The sequence below is a fragment of the Shewanella canadensis genome (genome assembly GCF_003966225.1).
Classification (GTDB): Bacteria; Pseudomonadota; Gammaproteobacteria; order Enterobacterales; family Shewanellaceae; genus Shewanella; species Shewanella canadensis.
The window spans coordinates 49,169-68,268 of sequence record NZ_RXNU01000013.1 but is presented as its reverse complement, the minus strand read 5'-3'; the positions used below and the strand labels follow the sequence as shown (position 1 = coordinate 68,268).

The window sequence follows — 19,100 nt, the reverse complement described above, 5'->3', positions numbered from 1 at the left end:
TGGGCTGAATACAGACTAGGGATTAACCCCAGATTGCATTTTTAGAGCCACGGTATGCAACACGCTCACGGTAGATTGACGAGATAATCTCAGCATCACCCGCAAGTAACGACTTAGTCGCACATAGCTCAGCACACATTGGAAGTTTACCTTCAGCGATACGGTTTGAACCGTACTTCTGACGCTCTGCATCTGAATGATCCTCTTCAGGACCACCGGCACAGAAAGTACACTTATCCATCTTGCCGCGACTACCAAAGGCACCCTTTTTAGGGAACTGAGGCGCACCGAATGGGCAAGCGTATAAGCAGTAACCACAACCGATACAGGTATCTTTGTTGTGTAGCGTTAAACCGTCTTCAGTCTTATAGAAGCAGTTCGCAGGACATACTGCCTGACAAGGTGCATCGGTACAGTGCATACAAGCCACTGAAAGAGATGCTTCACCAGGTTGACCATCATTGATAGTCACAACGCGGCGACGTTGAATGCCCCATTCCAGAGCAGAGTCGTTTTCGTTCTTACAAGCAGTGACACAACCATTACATTCGATGCAGCGCTTGGTATCACACAAAAATTTCATTGTAGCCATAACGGCATTTCTCCTAGCTTATTCTGCACTTACGCTTTTTCAATCTGACAAAGCGATGCCTTGGTTTCCTGCATCTGAGTCACAGGGTCATAACCATAAGTCAATGCAGTGTTAGCTGACTCACCAATAACATAAGGAACCGTACCTTCCGGGTAGTTTGCTGCAAGGCTTTCACCATGCATAACACCAGAGAAGTGATAAGGCATCCAAGTAACACCAGCTTTAACGCGAGGTGTCACCATAGCCTTAATCTTGATTCGGCCACCTTCAGCACCTTCTAACCACACGGTATCACCATCGCGGATACCACGATCGGCAGCATCACCTGGGTTGATCTCAACAAACATCTCTTGTTGAAGCTCTGCAAGCCATGGGTTCGAACGAGACTCTTCACCACCACCTTCATACTCAACCAGACGACCAGAGGTCAATGCCAGTGGATACTGACCTGTCATGTCTTTCTCTTGGATTGACTTGTACAGTGTGGGCAGACGATGAACTTGCATGTCATCATAAGTTGGATACTTAGATACAAGATCACGACGTGGCGTATAAAGCGGCTCACGGTGAACAGGCACTTGATCCGGGAAGGTCCAAACGATACAACGCGCCTTAGCATTACCATAAGGAATACAACCGTGCTTCATAGCGACACGCTGGATACCACCGGAAAGATCGGTCTTCCAGTTTTTGCCATCAGCTTCGGCTTTCTCGGTCGCCGTAAGGTCATCCCACCAGCCAAGTTGCTTAAGCATCTCAGAGGTAAACTCCGGGTAACCATCTTGAATCTCGGCGCCTTTAGAGAAGCTACCTTCGGCAAGCAGGTTCTTACCCTTGTATTCCACACCGAAACGAGCACGGAAGTTACCGCCACCCTCAAGCACATGCTTGTGTGTGTTATAAAGGATTTGAGTACCTGGATGCTTCTGCTCCGGCGTCCCCCAACAAGGCCAAGGTAGACCGTAAGTATCGCCCTTCGCAGGACCACCTTCCGCTTCAAGCGTCTTGCTGCTGAACGTACCCCAGTTTTGGGTATGCAGCTTCAAACGCTCTGGGCTTTGACCAGACATACCGATAGTCCACATACCGCGGTTAATCTCGCGAGTGATGTCTTCAATAACCAGAAGGTCATTGGCATCTTTAGCTATACGCTTAGTGTATTCGTCGGCGAAACCAAGCTTCTGAGACAGACGGTACATGATCTCAAGGTCAGTCTTAGACTCGAACAATGGCTCGATAACCTTCTCACGCCACTGTTGGCTACGACCCGAGTTAGATACTGAACCTTCAGTTTCGAACTGAGTTGCCGCAGGAAGTAGATAAACACCATTTTGACGACGATGCATAACACCCGCCATAGTTGGGAACGGATCCACAACCACTACAGTGTCCATCTTATCCAGTGCGTCACGTACTTCACGTTGACGGGTTTCGGTGTTAACCGATTGTCCCCAGAAGAACGCCATACGAATACGATCTTTTTGAGCTAGCTTCTCAGGCGTTTCTAACACACCATCATGCCAGCGAGAACAAGGAATACCAGGCGTGTTCATTGGAATACGGCCTAGGTATGAGTTCTGATCGAAACGGTTCTTAACCCAATCAAACTCAAGATCCCATACATGAGACCAATGCTTCCAAGAGCCGGTCTTAAGACCGTAATAGCCAGGTAGCGTATCGAACAGCAGACCTAAGTCAGTTGCACCCTGTACGTTATCGTGACCACGGAAGATGTTAGTACCACCACCTTTAACGCCCATGTTACCCAGCGCAAGCTGAAGGATACAGTAAGCACGAGTGTTGGCATTACCTACGTGATGCTGAGTACCACCCATACACCAAACTACGGTGCCTGGACGATTGTCGGCCATAAGCTTAGCAGCTTGGTAAACCTGCTCTTCACTTACACCGGTAATATGCTCAACTTCTTTTGGTGGGAACTTCTTCGCCTCTTCGCGAATAGTTTCCATCTCGAACACACGCTCTTGGATAAATGTCTTATCTTCCCAGCCGTTCTCAAAGATGTGCCAAAGCATACCGTAGATGAATGGGATATCGGTACCAGGACGCAGTGCACAGTGCAGATCAGAGTGAGCAGCAGTACGTGAGAAACGTGGATCGACAACGATAACTTTTGCGTTGTTCTTCTCTTTCGCAAGCAGAATATGCTGCATAGCAACAGGATGCGCTTCGGCCGGGTTTGCCCCGATGAAGAAGATTGCATTTGCATTCTGAATATCGTTGAAAGAGTTAGTTTGCGCACCGTAACCCCAAGTGTTTGCAACACCGGCTACCGTGGTAGAGTGACAAATACGTGCTGAGTGATCGACGTTGTTCGTGCCCCACATAGCCGCAAGTTTACGATACATGTAGCAGCCTTCGTTCGAGAACTTAGCACTACCCATAAAGTAAAGTGAATCTGGACCAGATTCCTTACGGATATCCAGCATCTGGTCGCCAACTTCGTTGAAAGCCTGCTCCCAAGATAGTTTCTTCCACTTGCCATCGACAAGCTTCATTGGGTACTTAAGACGCTTCTCACCGTGACCATGTTCACGCAGTGCAGCACCTTTAGCACAGTGTCCGCCGCTGTTGAACGGGTGATCGAATGCAGGCTCTTGACCTGTCCAAACACCATTTTGTACTTCGGCATATAGACCACAACCTACCGCACAAGCACTACAAACGGTACGCTTGATCTCGATCGGAGCATTGTGAGGGACATCTTTGGCTTCAGCACGACGCATCATGCCTGTACCCAAAAGTGAAGCCGCTGCAATACCACCGGTAGTGATACCTGCATGCTTCATAAACTGACGACGGCTAATCCCTAAAGATTTTTTTTCAACTTTAGGTGCCGCGTTGGATTTGCGAGTTAATTGCATCGCTCGATTTCTCCTAATTTAGCTACGCAAGCTATTGTAATAACTGCGGATGTGAGCAGTTTCATGGTAGCCATCAGCACTCTTAGTGCTTACATTGCTTTCTGTTGCTTGAGCGGCACTGACACCTGTTACGGCGAGTGCGGCTGTTGCCGTACCACCGATAGTGAGTGCTTTCAGCAAAGATCTGCGATTTAGATCAGGCTGTTGCTTCTTCATATTTGCTCCTGGTGTGAAAGGAATACTCGTTATTAGTAATAGCCAGATTACTTTTAGAAAAATGTGGTTTCCAAACGACTGTTGCCGAATGGTTAATCCTTAGTTTTCAAAAAGTAAAAAGTCATTATTTATTAGAAGCATCCCAAAATTACCCGCGCAATATAGGAGAAATTCAGAATTTAAAAATTGATCTAAATCCAATTCAGATCGTGAATACAGCGGCCCTTTCTCTAAAGTGTTAACCGAATCATGTTTTGGAAATTAGTTCATTTTTATTGCATAAATCTGCAATAAAATCCGAGTTACACTTGTTATCAGCTTGTATGCTCAATCTGTTGATACTTAAGAGAATGCGTAATTAGGAATGGGTTTCAAGAGCAGGATTCAATATTCTGAAAGTGACTAAAAAGGCAGCAAAGACAACTGCGGGCTCGAAGATTAAATAGAAGAGTGAAAAGTTGTAAGTTTTAAGTTCGAGACAGAGCAGAGAAAGTTGCGAGCAGATGATAAAAATGAACAACCAGCTACCAGACATAAAAAAGCCTCAGTGAAGGATATCAACTGAGGCTTTTATCTGAGTTCCTAGGTTCTAGTACCTAGGAACTGCATACTTAATCTTTGTATTCCAACGTGCCGCTAGCCTTGATCTCATCATACCAAAGGTTGTGGTGTCTGCTCTTGCTAAGAGTGCCCGGTTCTCAACAGCGAAGCTGCTCTTTCCTCTCTATTTCTACCAACAGCTGAAACTAAAATCACAACTCCAAAAGCCAGATACAAAAACGCCCCGGCTTATTAGGCCGAGGCGCTTTTACTTATGACTTACAGCTTAAGACTCGTAGCTCGTAGCTCGTAGCTCGTAGCTCGTAGCTCGTAGCTCGTAGCTCGTAGCTCGTAGCTCGACACTAAAGCCTAATCTTTATATTCCAACGTGTCGTTAGCCTTGATCTCATCATACCAAAGGTTGTGGTGTTGTACGGCCCAGTTCTCATCACAATAACCAGACTTCATACACTCCATACCACCTTCACTCAATACTGTCGCCATCCAAATATGTACGATAGTAAATGCGATGATAATGATCGCGCTGATAGCGTGTATCAGTAGTGCCGCAAAAGATGCTTCGCGAGGAAGATCTAAGCCAGGCAAGACTAACATCATGCCTGAAACACTGATGAACAGCCCGAACAGGGTAAGTGTCCAGAACCACATCTTCTCACCGGCATTAGCAAAACCACTATCAGGATGCTTACCCTTGAATGGACCGAAGTTGATGTAACCACCAACGACTAAGAACCACTTAAGGTCATACATCTTAAATGTCTGCAGAGGCATCCATTTAACGACGCACAAGATCCAAGATATGATAAACACAGGGCCCACGTAATCATGGATAAACTTACTAGCAGAAATCAGTCCGGCCCACATTCCTTCACCCACATAAGGCTCTAGAATATGTTTACCCAGCATGATGTTGATACCTGTAAGTATCAGCCCCAGACAAGAGATAGCTAATACCCAGTGGATCCACAAGTCAGCCTTAGACCAACGTAATACCATCTTGCCTGAGTAGCCCTTACTTAACTTAGAGGGACCATTAACAAAATAGAAGACGATGAAAGCACCAAATACACCCAATACCGCCAACCCCATCGCTGGAGTGAGGTATTGATTCTTTATCTCAGTTGCCTCTATAGCCGATACGTTTATCAGAACGCCACTTTCAACGCCCTTCTTGGTGGTATAACCAGAATCGCCAGCCTTAACAGCATGCCATAGATCGACCTCGCTGCTATTGGCCATCTGTTGGCTGGTTTGATCATCGACGGCAAGCGCCGATGTGCTCAAACCTAACCCCATAGTTAAAACAAAAGGTAAAACCAGCAAAGCAAACAGGCCACGCAGTGATTTTAATAACATACTCACTCCTTTATCGGACTAGTAACAGGGCCATGAACTGAGTTCACAGCCCTATTTGTCCTACGCGCCAGTCTTAGGGGTATAACCCCATATCGCATTTGGATTACCGCGTGCAACAATACGATCACGATAGATGCTTGAAACGATATCTGCATCACCCGCTAATAGCGACTTAGTTGCACAAAGTTCAGCACACATAGGCAACTTACCTTCAGCCAGACGGTTTGAACCGTACTTCTGACGTTCAGCATCTGAATGAGTCTCTTCCGGGCCACCGGCACAGAAAGTACACTTATCCATCTTGCCACGGCTACCAAAAGCACCCTTCTTAGGGAACTGAGGCGCACCGAATGGGCAGGCGTATAGACAGTAACCACAACCGATACAAGTATCTTTGTTGTGTAGCGTTAAACCGTCTTCAGTCTTGTAGAAACAGTTTGCAGGGCAAACTGCCTGACAAGGTGCATCGGTACAGTGCATACAAGCCACTGAAAGAGATGCTTCACCTGGCTCACCATCGTTAATTGTTACTACGCGGCGACGTTGAATACCCCACTCGAGAGCGGAATCGTTTTCGTTCTTACAAGCTGTGACACAACCGTTACACTCGATGCAGCGTTTGGTGTCACACAGAAATTTCATGACTGCCATAATGGCTTATCTCCTCATCAAGTTCAGTTAGGCTTTGGTGATCTGACACAAGCTAGACTTAGTCTCTTGCATCTGAGTCACAACATCATAGCCGTAGGTCAATACAGTGTTAGCCGATTCGCCAATCACATATGGTACTGTGCCTTCAGGGTAATTCTTCTCTAGGCTTTCACCTTCGAATACACCCGCGAAGTGGTATGGCATAAAGCACTCACCATTAATCACGCGTGGAGTTACCATGGCCTGAACTTTAATTTTTGCGCCTTCCGGACTGTGAACCCAAACATCGTCACCGTCACGAAGACCACGATCCGCCGCATCACCCGGGCTGATTTCGATGAACATCTCTTGTTGAAGTTCAGCTAACCAAGGGTTAGAACGGGTCTCTTCACCACCACCTTCAAATTCCACTAATCGACCAGAGGTCAATGCGATTGGGAAATCTTTAGCGAAGTCCTGATCCTGAATTGTCTTATACAGGGTAGGAAGACGAGCAACCATACGGTCTTCGTAAGTTGGGTATTTAGATACCAAGTCACGACGAGGCGTATACAGTGGCTCACGGTGCAATGGAATATCATCAGGGAAGTTCCAAACGATACAACGCGCTTTTGCGTTACCGTAAGGCATACAACCATGCTTGATAGCCACACGCTGAATACCACCGGAGATATCAGTCTTCCAGTTTTTACCTTCGGCGTGCTTCTTCTCTTCAGGAGTCAGATCATCCCACCAGCCAAGTTGCTTAAGCATGTCTGCGGTAAACTCTGGGTAACCATCTTTGATCTCTGAACCCTTAGGATAAGAGCCTTCGGCCAAGATGTTATTACCATTATGCTCAACACCATAACGAGCACGGAAATTACCGCCGCCGTTTTTCACTTCACGACCTGTACGATACAAAATCTGTGAACCAGGATGTTTCATCTCTGGCGTGCCCCAACAAGGCCAAGGCAGACCGTAAGTCTCACCTTTAGCTGGGCCACCTGGCGCTTCAAGCGAGTTAATATCGAAGGTGCCCCAGTTTTCCTGATGCATCTTCAAACGCTCTGGACTCTGGCCTGTGTAACCGATGGTCCACATACCTTTGTTGAATTCGCGAGTCATATCTTCAATCAATGGCTCATCGCCGTTAACCTTAATATGCTTACAGAACTCTTTCTCGATGCCCCACTTCTTAGCAAGCTTGTACATGATCACGTGATCTGGCTTAGACTCGAACAATGGCTCGATAACCTGTGTACGCCACTGCAGTGAACGGTTAGATGCAGAAACAGAACCGTAAGTCTCAAACTGAGTCGATGCAGGCAGCAGATATACGCCATCTTTACGGTTGTGCATCACACCGGCCATAGTCGGGAACGGATCGACAACAACGACTGTGTCCATCTTATCCAGCGCTTCACGCACCTCACGGCCACGGGTTTCAGTGTTAACCGATTGACCCCAGAAGAATGCCATGCGGATATTGTCTTTCTGTGCAATCTTAGACTTGTCTTCGAGTACACCGTCATGCCAGCGAGAACATGGAATACCGGTCGAGTTCATAGGAACCTGACCTAAATGTTCCTCTTGATCGAAGCGGTTCTTAACCCACTCATAATCCAGATCCCAAACATTACACCAGTGCTTCCAAGAGCCGGTCTTAAGACCGTAGTAGCCAGGTAGCGTATCAAACAGCAGACCAAAATCGGTTGCGCCCTGTACGTTATCGTGACCACGGAAGATATTAGTACCACCACCGGCAACACCCATGTTCCCCAGAGCAAGCTGAAGGATACAGTAGGCACGAGTGTTAGCATTACCGACGTGATGCTGAGTACCACCCATACACCAAACTACGGTACCAGGCTTAGTCTCTGCCAGCATTTTAGCCACGCGATACATCTGCTCTTTAGGAACACCAGCCACATTTTCAACTTCGGCAGGATTCCACTTAGCAGCTTCCTCGCGGATACGTTCCATGCCGTATACACGTTGGTCGATGAAAGATTGATCTTCCCACTTGTTTTCGAAGATGTGCCAAAGTAGACCGTAGATATAAGGAATATCTGTACCCGGGCGGATATGAACGTACTCATCAGACTTAGCTGCTGTACGGGTGAAACGAGGATCGACGACGATGATTTTCGCACCGCGTTCTTTACCTTCAAGGATATGCTGCATAGCAACCGGATGCGCTTCACATGGGTTAGACCCGATGAACATCATCGCTTTTGCGTTGCGGATATCGTTGAAAGAGTTAGTTTGCGCACCATAGCCCCAAGTGTTAGCAACACCGGCTACAGTGGTAGAGTGACAAATACGCGCTGAGTGATCGACATTGTTCGTGCCCCACATCGCTGCGAATTTACGGTACATATACGCTTGTTCGTTTGAGAACTTAGCACTACCCATGAAGAATACTGAATCAGGACCAGATTCCTTACGGATATCCAATGCCTTTCCACCCACTTCTTCAATCGCCTGATCCCAAGAGATCTTCTTCCACTTTCCGCCTTCCAGCTTCATTGGGTACTTAAGACGTTTCTCACCATGGCCATGCTCACGCAAGGCAGCACCTTTGGCACAGTGACCACCGGCGTTGAATGGGTGATCGAATGCAGGCTCTTGACCTGTCCAGACACCATTTTGTACTTCGGCGTAGATACCACAACCTACTGAACAGTGAGAACAGATAGTACGCTTAATTTCAGTTGGCGCATTATGGGGTACTTCTTTAGCTTCAGCTTTACGCATCATTCCTGCGCCAAGCATTGATGCCGCAGCAATACCACCAGTTGCAAGACCTGCAGACTGAAGGAACTGACGACGGTTTAGACCTAGGGCTGGCTTTTTAGCGGTTTCAGCCTGGTCTGTTTTGCGGGTTAATCGCATCACACACTCTCCTAATGTTATTTACTTATGGCGTAATTACTTGGTACGTAATGACGCGTAATAACTGCGAACATGGTCAGTCTCTTGATAACCATCACCTTTAGCTGTTGTTGGTTCAACGCTTGGTGATGCGGCAAGAGCTTGTCCACTGACAGTTGCAACTGCACCAGCCGCACTGCCGACTGCCAATGCCTTTAGCAATTGACGACGACCCATATCGGAAGCTTGCTTCTTCATAGTGTCTCCTAAGTTTTCGCTTAGATTTTCGTTAAAATGTGGGCCAACGACTCGATGACCCGGTTACTTTTGAGGGCGAACCCTCGATTTTATAACATCAACTTGTTTGCTTTTAACACGGTGGCTTAACCTTCAAACTCACCTCAAGTTGATGCTCATGTTCAACCCATAACCAGCTCACTACTTAAGAAGCTAGCTCACTGGTAGTAGGTTCAATTTTTTCCGCTTCAACTTTTTCAGCTTCAGAGCCGGGACAATTCACAGGGATGTCCAATTGAAGTTGCTCAAATTCGTTTGCCTCAACCTCGAAGAAGGACTTAGCCAACTGAGCCACGGTCGCATAAAATGCGGCGCTCGGTGTTTTGGCTAAGTTAGTGCAGAAGCGCTCAATCCAGCTACCGATATGGCGCTGATAGAAGGCCAACTGACGATAGCCCGGTGCTTCAAGAATCAAGGTGCCCATCACTTCACATAGTGCAGCAACGTGATCTTCAGGCTCTTTGACATCCTCTTCGCGCTCGAAACCTAACTGCTGAAGGTCTTGACGTAATAGGGCTAATGGCTTGTCCATCAATGACCCCGTCATAAACCAGCTGCCATAAGGCATAATTTCACCGCTGCCTACGCCATAGAAGATGTTGAAATACTCCTCTTCAAGCTGCTCACTGGTAAACTGATTAGCCGCTAATTTCAGTGATAACCAAGCCTTAGTCATCTCGCTATCGTCTTGTGCATCGACTTCAAGATTGGTTAAAAATTGCAATAACTCAGCGCTTGGCTGACTACGCAGTAGTGCTGCCAAAAGCTGATAGATGTCGGCTCTTAACTGATCGTTTTCTGATACTTCTCTTACTAATTCGGTCATAGCTAAACTCTTATCGCAGTTGCTGTTCAGGATCTTGAAGGATGTCTTCAAACATATCTTTTACCCGGCAGTCGCTACACATCTTTAATCGTTCGATGTTAGCGCTAAAGGCACTGTGGCCACCGACGACTTCCAGCATCCGTTGCACCATGGATTGGGTGGCGAAAGGGGTACCACAACGAATACAATCGAATGGGGCTTCCTCTTTCAAGGTTTGACGCTGCTGACGCTGCGCTTTATCAAAATTCATTTGCGGTGTCAGGCTGATCACCTTCTCGGGACAAGCCGACTCGCACAGACCACATTGCACACAATCTTGCTCAACGAAATGTAACGCAGGTTTATCACCACCATCGGTTAATGCCTGAGTCGGACACGTTGAAACACAAGAGAGACATAAGGTACATTTGTCGCTGTTGATGCTGACGATACCGTAAGGAATATTGCTTTGGCTCAAGCAGGTATCCACCGACGCCGCCTGCTCATTGAGATGGTCAATAGCCGCATACAGGGTGTTACGCTTTGTCGTGGCAGCAAACTCACCGGGAACAATCACTGGCCAGTTCGAACTGGTTTCCAACAGTGCGGCAAGATCACCTATGCTCGACTCATCGATAACTGAGATACGCTGTGGTTGGCCCATCTCATCTAAGATATCGTTGGCTAACTTATGTTCACCTTTCAGCATCTGCGTCAGAGTCGGCGCCGTCGCTTCGGTGTTTAACACCAAAATTTGACGTGCTCCCCAGGCAAGAGATGACATCCAGTGATCCATGCTTGCAACCGTTATCTCTTCCAGAGCAACGGGAATGACGGCTCCCGGTAGATCGGCACCGACGAGTGCGGCACCGTTCGCTTCATCATGGAAAAGGATAACCGGCGCCGTTTGCGCTTGCTCACGAAAACGAGTCACTAACTTATGCAGATAAGAGTGCAGGGCTTGCGGCGTTGGCAGATCATAACTGATGGCGCCCGTTGGACACGCATTGGTACAACTGCCGGCACCGTGGCACAGATAAGGGTCAATTTCGATCATCTTGTCGATACTTTGAATCGCATCGGCAGGACAGAAGTTCAGGCAGCGGTTACAACCATCGATACCATTACGGTTGTGAGCACAGATCTCACTATTCACCTTAACGTAGCGTGGCTTATCAAACTCACCTATCAGATCGGGAAGTTGGGCGATGGCGTCGGCTAACTTAGCCTCATCCTGCCCGACGTAGAAGTATCCAGCGGGTAGCATCTCAAGGTTGATGCAAGGCGATTGGCTCAAATCCAGGATAAGATCGAAGTGGGCTTTACGTATCGCCACCATACTAAGTTCAACGGCGTTGGCATCAGAAGCCTCGTCTGAACCTGAGTCGACCTTAACCTGAAACTGGCCGAGGAAACCTTTAATCTCAATGAGTTTATTGTAAAAGCTCTCAACATTTTCAGCCGAGCTCATGACCTTTTCGAGGTGCGCTTCATCCTGACTGGTGATTGACTCATTAGCCAAGATGGCAAGCTTGCCCATATTAGACAATTTGTCCGCCGCTAAACGAGCCAGATCTTCCGGCCCTATGATTAGCACGTTCCCTTCGGTGGTATAACTTACGGTTGGCGGGATCAGATTCTGAAGGATCTGAGTATTGGCCAACACCTGCTGTCGAACTGCTTTGAGTTCAACCTGGGTATCATTATTCAAATTTTTGCTCACGTTGCGTTCCTGAACAGTATTTGGCTGTTGCTGTCAGCTAGGTTGCTATCTGTTTCTCCCAATTCATCAGGGAAACCTTTTAAGTGCGCTATGTTAAATCTACGCTAGCTTTACCTATATTCATCTGCTGGCTTTCTATGTCTGCTTTTATCTGCAAACTTTATATAGCCCTATCTACAGCAATTCACATACCAAAATTATGGTTATTAAACTTCTCTAAAATAACGTTAAGAAACCGTCACCTTGGATTCATCTTGCTTTTGTGGTTCATTTTGGGTCAAGTCATCACTCTGGACGTCCAAAATGTCCCCGCTTACTTCTTCACCTGAATGAGCCGCTATCTCCTCCGCTTGGGTATCAAGTTTGGCAGTCAATGTCTCTTCGCCCTCTTGCTCCTCTTCCTTGTCCTTAGTGACATGACGGAAAATTTTCTTGGCGATTTCGGCTGAGTGCTCTGGTGTCAACTTAGGCTGGTTACTGTAGTCGAGGGCGTATTCGAGCAGACCATCAATCTCACTGTATTGCGGCTGTTTCCAGAGGGCTTTCAGCGCTGCGGCCTTAGCGGTGGGGTCGACGTTGTCGGCCATAAAACTCGCGAAGCTGCCACCCACCTCAATCTTTTCGGGATCCGGTAACTCCTCGGCAGAAAGAATTTTATCTTCCGCTTGGGACTCTGCCGATGCCTCAGTCGACGCATCTTGAAACGAAGAGCCTTCAAGCGAAGTTTCCTGGATTGATGCTTCGGCTTGCTCTGCAGTCTCCAGTGCTTTTTTTTCCGCTTCTTGCTCATCGGCCACCTGCTGGCGGCGAAGGTTCCAACGCGAAAGTAATCCGCTAGGTTTATCGCTCATCAGTTTCTCTGCCCAAAGTTATTATTGTTACTTGGACCTTCATTCTTGCGGCGATTTACATGCTTACGACGATGGGCGCAGATCTCAACCTCACCGTGACGGGTAATAAAGGCTTCGATCCAACATGCGATAGCACCAGGCATTAGCAGGTTAAGTACTGGCGTGTCACCTTCGAGGCAACCTGCGGCGACATTCTGATCGGCAGAGACCGCAGCCGGAACCCAGGTTCCATCCTCCAGCTCATCACAGACGATGTACAACATGGCGTTGTCCATATCCAGATTTAAACGGTAACTCGCGCGCTCATCTTTATGTAGTTCAAGCACTACGACTTTGGCGCCTTCCGGTGCCTGGTGAGTCGCCGGTAATATCTGATCCAGCTCCCAAGTCACAGAGGTCCAGCGTCCAACTTGTTTCTCTACTTTTTTAAGAGAAACGTGCATAGGCCATTGGCTTTCGGTATGTTGCATTTAGTCTCCGTCTTGCCTGTAGAGGCGTGTCGAGATGACAGGCCAGCTAAAGAACTCTATCCCTAGTAAAGCAATATACATGCCAGCCTAAAGGTTGAGATAACTTGAGCTAGATCATCAATTCCCGACTAAGATTAGGACAATTTGTCCTATATGCAATTCAGGTTAGGACATAAAAGGACGCTTTCGAAACGTAGAATGAGAGAGATCACGCATTGGGGCGAGGAATCCAAACCTAGGTACAATTATTGCTATGCTCTCTCCATCGAATGTTCAAAATGAGTGTCCAGCCTTGAGCCAGCACAAACCCAGCTTAATTAAAACCGATACCACTGTGCCGCTAACCATTGCCGTTAACGCCATAGATGAGAATGGAGAACGAGTCGAGAAGCATATTGCTTGCGAACGCCCGCTGACTGTCTACCTCAACTGGCGCCCTATCGTTACCTTGATGACTTTAGGTGCCCGAGCCGAATCCCTTGCGCTGGGATATCTGAAAAACCAAGGCTTCATCTCCGACCTTAAGCAATTAGAGTCTGTGATTGTTGACTGGGATGTGAACTCGGCAGCCATTATCACATCGGAAAGTACGGCTGACTTAGAGGAGAAACTCTCTGAAAAAACAGTCACCACAGGCTGTGGTCAGGGCACGGTTTACGGCGGCTTCATGGATGGACTCGATGATATCGTTCTGCCTCAACCTCAACTCAAACAGAGCATGATCTATAGCCTGCTGAAAAATATCAGCACTTATAATGAAACCTACAAGAATGCTGGCGCGGTTCATGGTTGTGGACTGTGTCAGGACGATCAAATCGTCGATTTTGTCGAAGATGTGGGTCGCCATAATGCGGTAGATACGCTCGCCGGTGAGATGTGGTTGAAGCAAGACACAGGCAATAACAAACTCTTTTACACCACAGGGCGATTGACCTCAGAGATGGTGATAAAAGTGGCTAAGATGGGCATTCCCATCGTGCTGTCACGCAGCGGCGCAACTCAGATGGGACTGGAACTGGCACAGAAACTCGGCATCACCATGATTGCCAGGGCAAAAGGCAAGCACTTCCTCATCTACCATGGCGCCGAAAATGTCGAACTCGATGCGATGCCACCTAAACGCCCGGCTAAAACCAGTTAACAGAAACGAGTTAACGGATACCAGTTTGAACACGATAAAATATATTTTCAGGAGTTCTCCCGTAGAACTCTTCCGTAAGGAACAGCAATGACAGAACCAAGCGAACTCGTCTATATGAGCGCAAAACAGGTCGCTGAGTATTTAGATCTTAATGAAAAAAAGGTCTATGCCATGGCGAACGACAGAGTCTTACCCGCGACTAAAATCACGGGTAAATGGCTGTTTCCTAAGATTCTGATCGATCGCTGGATCATGGACTCTTGCCACAGCGGCATGCTGTCAGATCGTATGCACATCACCGGCAGCGACGACCCTCTGCTGTCTATGCTGGTCTCCCGCTTGATGACTCAGATTGGTAAGAGCGACTTGATCAGTTACAGCTCGACCGGTTCACGAATGGGCTTAGATCTCTTGTCCCGCGGCTATGCCGATGTCTGCACACTGCACTGGGGCAGCGTCGATGAACGTAACATTCGCCACCCGGCACTGCTTAAGGGCTATGCCAACCACCAACAGTGGGTCATGGTTCACGGCTATACCCGTAAGCAGGGGCTGATGGTGCGCAACGATATGCTGCAACAATGTCAGGAGGAGGAGAAGATTGTCTCGCTGCCCTGGCGTTGGGTCGACAGACAGGCTGGTGCAGGCAGTCAACAACATCTGGAACATTGGCTAATGAAGCAGGGCGCCGCCCTGTCTCATCTTAACGCCAATGTCACCGCCTACAGCGAGCGTGAACTCGCCGCCTTTATCGCTCGTGGCGATGCCGATATCGGTTTCGGCTGCAAATCGGTTGCCATGGAGAGTGGCCTCAGCTTTATTCCGCTGATCACCGAATCCTTCGACTTCGTCATGCCACAAGGGATCTACTTCCGCCGCCAGCTACAGCATCTGTTCGATATGCTTGCCAGCAGCCAAACACGCCAACTGGCCGCCACTTTAGGTGGATATGATCTGACTGACTGTGGACAGTTGCTGTGGAATCCCTCTTAACTGAAGGTTCTAGGTTCTAGGTTTTAGGGACGAGGTGCGAGGCTGGTAAAGCTAAGACGACGCTTCGCTATTGATTCGAGATTCGAGGTTTCAGGTTCTAGGGGCGAGGCTGGTGAAGCCAAGACGACGCTTCGCTATCAGACGGCCTACGGCCTATTCGACGCTAACGCTGTTAGGGGTTGTCGGTTAACAATTATTGAAGTAACTTTTTGTTGGGCGCGATGCGGGGTTGAATATTTAATTGGGTCATTTTAAACATTGACCCTTTTTGTTATTAATAGCCTGCGGCTCGCTTAAGTGCAGACACTTCTGCGAGACGCCGTGAATACACTCCCTGTAGGCTCTGCCAAAACATCCATGTTTTGGAAGCTCGCAGCCGCATCTACACCGGGTTATCAACCTCTTCGATTTGGCGTTAATGTTTAAAAGGCTACGACCCCTTTATTCGTCACTTAAAACTAGACAAAACCGACTGTTACGAACCCGTTTATATTCCATCATCGACAATCGGCGTGCCTACAGTATCAGTAATAACTGTGTGACACTCGATAGTAAACCAACGATTAAATAGCTCCACATTCAGGTCAGTAGGCCATAATGACTCCTCTGTGTACCAACCGTTAAGTTCGTCTATAAATAATGCCTCAAGATTCAATTCGATCCAGCTCCTGAGAGATTCAGGTGAATCGGCTGCATCTTGATCAATTAAGTAAACACTAGATTCTTCATTAGCCGATTTTAGAGTCATCTTCGAAGAGTCATATGGATCAACTTGATTAATCCAATCAACAGCTGGCTGTTTGTATTTTATTATTAATACTGCTCGATTAAGCATTGATTCACCTATGAAAAAAGCTACAGAACGCGTATACACAACTGGCAAAACGCGTGACATATCCAATTGAATTTATGTTAGTTATAAGATTTTTACAAGGCTTAGACTTCCCTAACAGATATCAAAACACTCTGCACACGCAGTAATCCTTCGGATACGATTATTCCCCGTTGGAAGTTGCTGAGGAGGATTAAAGAAAATCACGTGATTGAGGCATGGATGCCGAGATAGCCTTAGGTGAGCCATGGATGGCGAATATGAGGCGATAGTTATTTTCGAAAATACACCGAGGCCCGTACTCAATGCATGTAACTTCGTGAGGGGCGGCATGGGGAGTTGGGAGAGGGGGGGATTGCTGTTGATCCTCCCTTTCTCTCGGGTGTGGGTGGAAAACCCACGACGTTTCTCGGCTGATAAGCCGAAGAGTGATACAATCACTCATCTCAAGTTGTTAGACGAAGTCTAACTATCAGGGTCAGGCGAAGCCTGATAAATAAACCGCTCAAAGGTTAAGAGCGACACTTAACCCCGGTATTTTGCCCAAAGATCCCTTTGTGATGGAGTCAAAAAACTCCAAGCCAAAACTCGGGTAAGCTTATTGCCTTGTGCCATATCTATTGTCTTCACCGTTACCGCCCCCGCCTTTTCCAGTGCGGCGTAGCAGGGCTGCAGGTTTTCCTTCTTCGATACCAGGCTGGTGAACCACAAACACTGGGTGGCAAAATCTTTACTCTCGCGGATCATGTTAGAGAGGAACAGCTTCTCGCCGCCCACGCACCAAAGCTCGGCCTTCTGGCCACCGAAGTTAAGCTCGTTGGCAGGGAGTTTTTCACTGCCAGCTGGCTCGGGCTTATGTCCCTTCGCCGCCCGGTTAGCGGCTAAGTTCTTCACCTTACGAAGGCTACCTTCGCTCGCCTCACTCAGAGACCCGTGAAATGGCGGGTTACAGAGGGTGATATCGAATCTGTCATCGGCATAAATAATACCGTGGAACACTTTTTGATGATCGGTTTGTAGCCGTGTCTTTAACTTGCCTTGCAAGGCCTTGTTTTGCCCGACAATCCGATTGACGTTCTCTATCGACAACGGGTCCACATCGCTGGCGACAAATCGCCAGCCGTAGGCTTGAATGCCGAGTATCGGGTAGATGCCGTTGGCGCCGGTGCCGATATCCAGGGCGTTAATCTTCATCTTTTTCTGAGGTTTAGGTTTAGGGCTAGAAGCGTATGGGACATTTTGTCCCGCCTTTGGCTCATCACTTTTATCCTCAAGAATGTTCGAGTCAACTCCGGCCAACAGGTCGGCAACATAGTGAAGATAGTCGACTCGACCAGGGATGGGAGGACAGAGAAATCCTGCCGGGATATCCCAATACTTAACCCGATAGTGAAGTTGCAGCAGGGCCAGGTTCAATGCCTTAACGGCTAAGGGATCGGCAAAATCTATCGAAAGGTTACCGTAAGGATTCGGCCTGACATAAGACTTAAGCGCCGGAGTCGCCTCAATTAACTTCTCGAAGTCATAGCCGTCCCGGTGCAGATTTCGCTCATGGAGGCCTTTTTTCTCAGTCGTCGTTTCGGTCTTGCCTCTTGTATCGAGGTTTGCTTCAGGCTTAGCTTGTCGCTTGCCTGCAGGCTTCTTTCGTCGGGCCAGCTTCTGAGTGATTGGTTTCTTGCTGTTCTGTTTTTGAGTGGGCTTAGTCATATGGGATCTTATGCCGTCAGTCGAGACACTAACGGCAGCAGTAGAGGGAGGTGAAAAATCTAATCGTAGAGGTACTTAGTGAAAAGCAGGTTGACGATAATGGCCTTGCCGGTTTCCCGTTCGATAAGACGATTGACGGTGTCATAGCATTCACGTCTGATCTCTTCGCGTCCGGTCAGCGACTTAACCTTATCGGCGGTCTGGCTTCCCATGATCTCCAGGATGGCGGCTCGCAACAGAGGATCATGATGCTCGAGGGCCATCAAGTCGTCGGGATCTTTCACCATCAGCTCGATACCGATACGTACAAAGCCCATCTTCTTACCGGTAGAGATATAATTGGTGATGAGATCGGGTTCGAAGCCATAATAGGCATAGTTATCTACAATATCTCCATCTTCGGCATAAGCACCAAAGCTTAAAACGGTCGCGACTAAAATAAGCAGTAGCGATGCTAATTTTTGAATTTTCAAGAATGACTCCTACTCTTGTGTAACAAATGCCTGCTGATCTTTCTGACTATCATATTCCAGCATGCTAGACTGCACCAGATTGCCAGCCAGTATTGTACCGAGAATTAAATGAGTGTGACTAGGTTAAGCTTCCCCTATGGTGAATCAATTCAGTGGTTTTCACCAGAAAAAACCATCGACCTGCCCAAATCACCTTTAACCGATTGGTTACTTTCATCTGAGAGTTTAACTCAAAAATTACGCTCTTACTGTGATGAATTTGAAGTTAAGGTGCTCGGTGAGGGAACATTAGTCCCATTCGATAACGAATTTCCAAATCAGAACAAGGTTTGGGTCCGTGAAGTCCTGCTCTCTCTGGATGGGACACCCTGGGTTTTCGCCCGAACCTTAATCCCGGGTAGCCTGCTGGATAAGAAAAAAAATGAGCTGTTAAATCTCGGTACCCGTCCTCTGGGTGAACTGCTTTATACCAACAATGAGTTTACACCGGGTAAAATTGAGGTAGCGCACTTCACCCCTTGTCAGAAGCTGGCTGATCTGATCGAATCGCTCCACCAGCCTCTCACACAAGAGTTATGGGGGCGTCGACGCTACTTCTCATATCAAGGCGAGCAGCTTATCGTCGGTGAGACCTTCCTGCCCGCAGCCCGTCAGGCGATTGAAAACCTATAATCACATCGACGAACAGAAA

Annotated in this window: 18 protein-coding genes; 4 read left to right on the top strand and 14 right to left on the bottom strand. The window is 47.7% G+C overall.

The window, feature by feature from the left end; genetic code table 11:
- Window positions 1-22: 22 nt before the first annotated feature.
- The 11 genes from fdh3B (EKG38_RS19195) to EKG38_RS19145 all read right to left on the bottom strand — a co-directional run bounded on the left by fdh3B (EKG38_RS19195) (window position 23) and on the right by EKG38_RS19145 (window position 13,263).
- Window positions 23-592, bottom strand: a complete 570-nt coding sequence (gene fdh3B, locus EKG38_RS19195; RefSeq protein WP_126522073.1) for a formate dehydrogenase FDH3 subunit beta — start codon at window positions 590-592, stop codon at window positions 23-25.
- Between the two features lie 29 nt (window positions 593-621).
- Window positions 622-3,477, bottom strand: coding sequence for a molybdopterin-dependent oxidoreductase (locus EKG38_RS19190; protein ID WP_126522071.1), 2,856 nt, complete (start codon window positions 3,475-3,477; stop codon window positions 622-624).
- Window positions 3,478-3,495: 18 nt separating this feature from the next.
- Window positions 3,496-3,693, bottom strand: a complete 198-nt coding sequence (locus tag EKG38_RS19185; protein WP_012144747.1) for a twin-arginine translocation signal domain-containing protein — start codon at window positions 3,691-3,693, stop codon at window positions 3,496-3,498.
- A gap of 909 nt (window positions 3,694-4,602) precedes the next feature.
- Window positions 4,603-5,610 carry a formate dehydrogenase subunit gamma gene (locus EKG38_RS19180; protein ID WP_126522069.1) on the bottom strand — a complete coding sequence of 336 codons (1,008 nt, stop codon included), beginning with the start codon at window positions 5,608-5,610 and terminating at the stop codon, window positions 4,603-4,605.
- 60 nt (window positions 5,611-5,670) lie between these two features.
- Window positions 5,671-6,261 carry a formate dehydrogenase FDH3 subunit beta gene (gene fdh3B / locus EKG38_RS19175; protein WP_126522067.1) on the bottom strand — a complete coding sequence of 197 codons (591 nt, stop codon included), beginning with the start codon at window positions 6,259-6,261 and terminating at the stop codon, window positions 5,671-5,673.
- 27 nt (window positions 6,262-6,288) lie between these two features.
- The gene (locus tag EKG38_RS19170; RefSeq protein WP_126522221.1) at window positions 6,289-9,138 is read right to left on the bottom strand and encodes a formate dehydrogenase subunit alpha; all 2,850 of its coding nucleotides are present in this window, start codon (window positions 9,136-9,138) and stop codon (window positions 6,289-6,291) included.
- Window positions 9,139-9,174: 36 nt separating this feature from the next.
- The gene (locus EKG38_RS19165; protein ID WP_012144751.1) at window positions 9,175-9,375 is read right to left on the bottom strand and encodes a twin-arginine translocation signal domain-containing protein; all 201 of its coding nucleotides are present in this window, start codon (window positions 9,373-9,375) and stop codon (window positions 9,175-9,177) included.
- 184 nt (window positions 9,376-9,559) lie between these two features.
- On the bottom strand, window positions 9,560-10,240 hold the full coding sequence (locus tag EKG38_RS19160) for a TorD/DmsD family molecular chaperone (protein WP_126522065.1): 681 nt from the start codon (window positions 10,238-10,240) through the stop codon (window positions 9,560-9,562).
- Window positions 10,241-10,250: 10 nt separating this feature from the next.
- On the bottom strand, window positions 10,251-11,930 hold the full coding sequence (locus EKG38_RS19155) for a 4Fe-4S binding protein (RefSeq protein ID WP_185826910.1): 1,680 nt from the start codon (window positions 11,928-11,930) through the stop codon (window positions 10,251-10,253).
- Between the two features lie 239 nt (window positions 11,931-12,169).
- Entirely contained in the window at window positions 12,170-12,793 is a 624-nt protein-coding gene (locus EKG38_RS19150; RefSeq protein ID WP_126522061.1) for a DUF3306 domain-containing protein, read from the bottom strand.
- Window positions 12,793-13,263, bottom strand: a complete 471-nt coding sequence (locus tag EKG38_RS19145) for a DUF3305 domain-containing protein (protein WP_126522059.1) — start codon at window positions 13,261-13,263, stop codon at window positions 12,793-12,795. Before EKG38_RS19145 ends, EKG38_RS19150 begins: the two co-directional genes overlap by 1 nt.
- Before the next feature lie 253 nt (window positions 13,264-13,516).
- Here EKG38_RS19145 and EKG38_RS19140 point away from each other — a divergent pair, with 253 nt between their 5' ends.
- The gene (locus tag EKG38_RS19140) at window positions 13,517-14,404 is read left to right on the top strand and encodes a formate dehydrogenase accessory sulfurtransferase FdhD (protein WP_126522057.1); all 888 of its coding nucleotides are present in this window, start codon (window positions 13,517-13,519) and stop codon (window positions 14,402-14,404) included.
- A gap of 87 nt (window positions 14,405-14,491) precedes the next feature.
- Window positions 14,492-15,397, top strand: a complete 906-nt coding sequence (locus tag EKG38_RS19135; protein ID WP_126522055.1) for a substrate-binding domain-containing protein — start codon at window positions 14,492-14,494, stop codon at window positions 15,395-15,397.
- Between the two features lie 487 nt (window positions 15,398-15,884).
- Here EKG38_RS19135 and EKG38_RS19130 read toward each other — a convergent pair whose 3' ends face one another.
- On the bottom strand, window positions 15,885-16,232 hold the full coding sequence (locus EKG38_RS19130) for a hypothetical protein (RefSeq protein ID WP_126522053.1): 348 nt from the start codon (window positions 16,230-16,232) through the stop codon (window positions 15,885-15,887).
- A 244-nt stretch (window positions 16,233-16,476) separates the two neighbouring features.
- Between EKG38_RS19130 and EKG38_RS19125 the strand changes: the two genes are divergently transcribed.
- Window positions 16,477-16,698: a hypothetical protein gene (locus tag EKG38_RS19125; RefSeq protein WP_126522051.1), complete on the top strand. Its 222-nt coding sequence runs from the start codon at window positions 16,477-16,479 to the stop codon at window positions 16,696-16,698.
- A gap of 56 nt (window positions 16,699-16,754) precedes the next feature.
- Here the strand turns inward: EKG38_RS19125 and rlmF are convergent, their stop codons facing one another.
- Both rlmF and EKG38_RS19115 read right to left on the bottom strand, forming a co-directional pair.
- Window positions 16,755-17,936 (bottom strand): 23S rRNA (adenine(1618)-N(6))-methyltransferase RlmF, encoded by a 1,182-nt coding sequence (gene rlmF / locus EKG38_RS19120; RefSeq protein ID WP_126522049.1) that lies wholly within the window; start codon window positions 17,934-17,936, stop codon window positions 16,755-16,757.
- Window positions 17,937-17,995: 59 nt separating this feature from the next.
- Entirely contained in the window at window positions 17,996-18,409 is a 414-nt protein-coding gene (locus EKG38_RS19115) for a flagellar basal body-associated protein FliL (protein WP_439332670.1), read from the bottom strand.
- A 108-nt stretch (window positions 18,410-18,517) separates the two neighbouring features.
- On the opposite strand from EKG38_RS19115, the gene EKG38_RS19110 reads away from it, so the two are divergent.
- Window positions 18,518-19,081, top strand: coding sequence for a chorismate--pyruvate lyase family protein (locus tag EKG38_RS19110; protein ID WP_126522047.1), 564 nt, complete (start codon window positions 18,518-18,520; stop codon window positions 19,079-19,081).
- The last annotated feature ends 19 nt before the right edge of the window (window positions 19,082-19,100 follow it).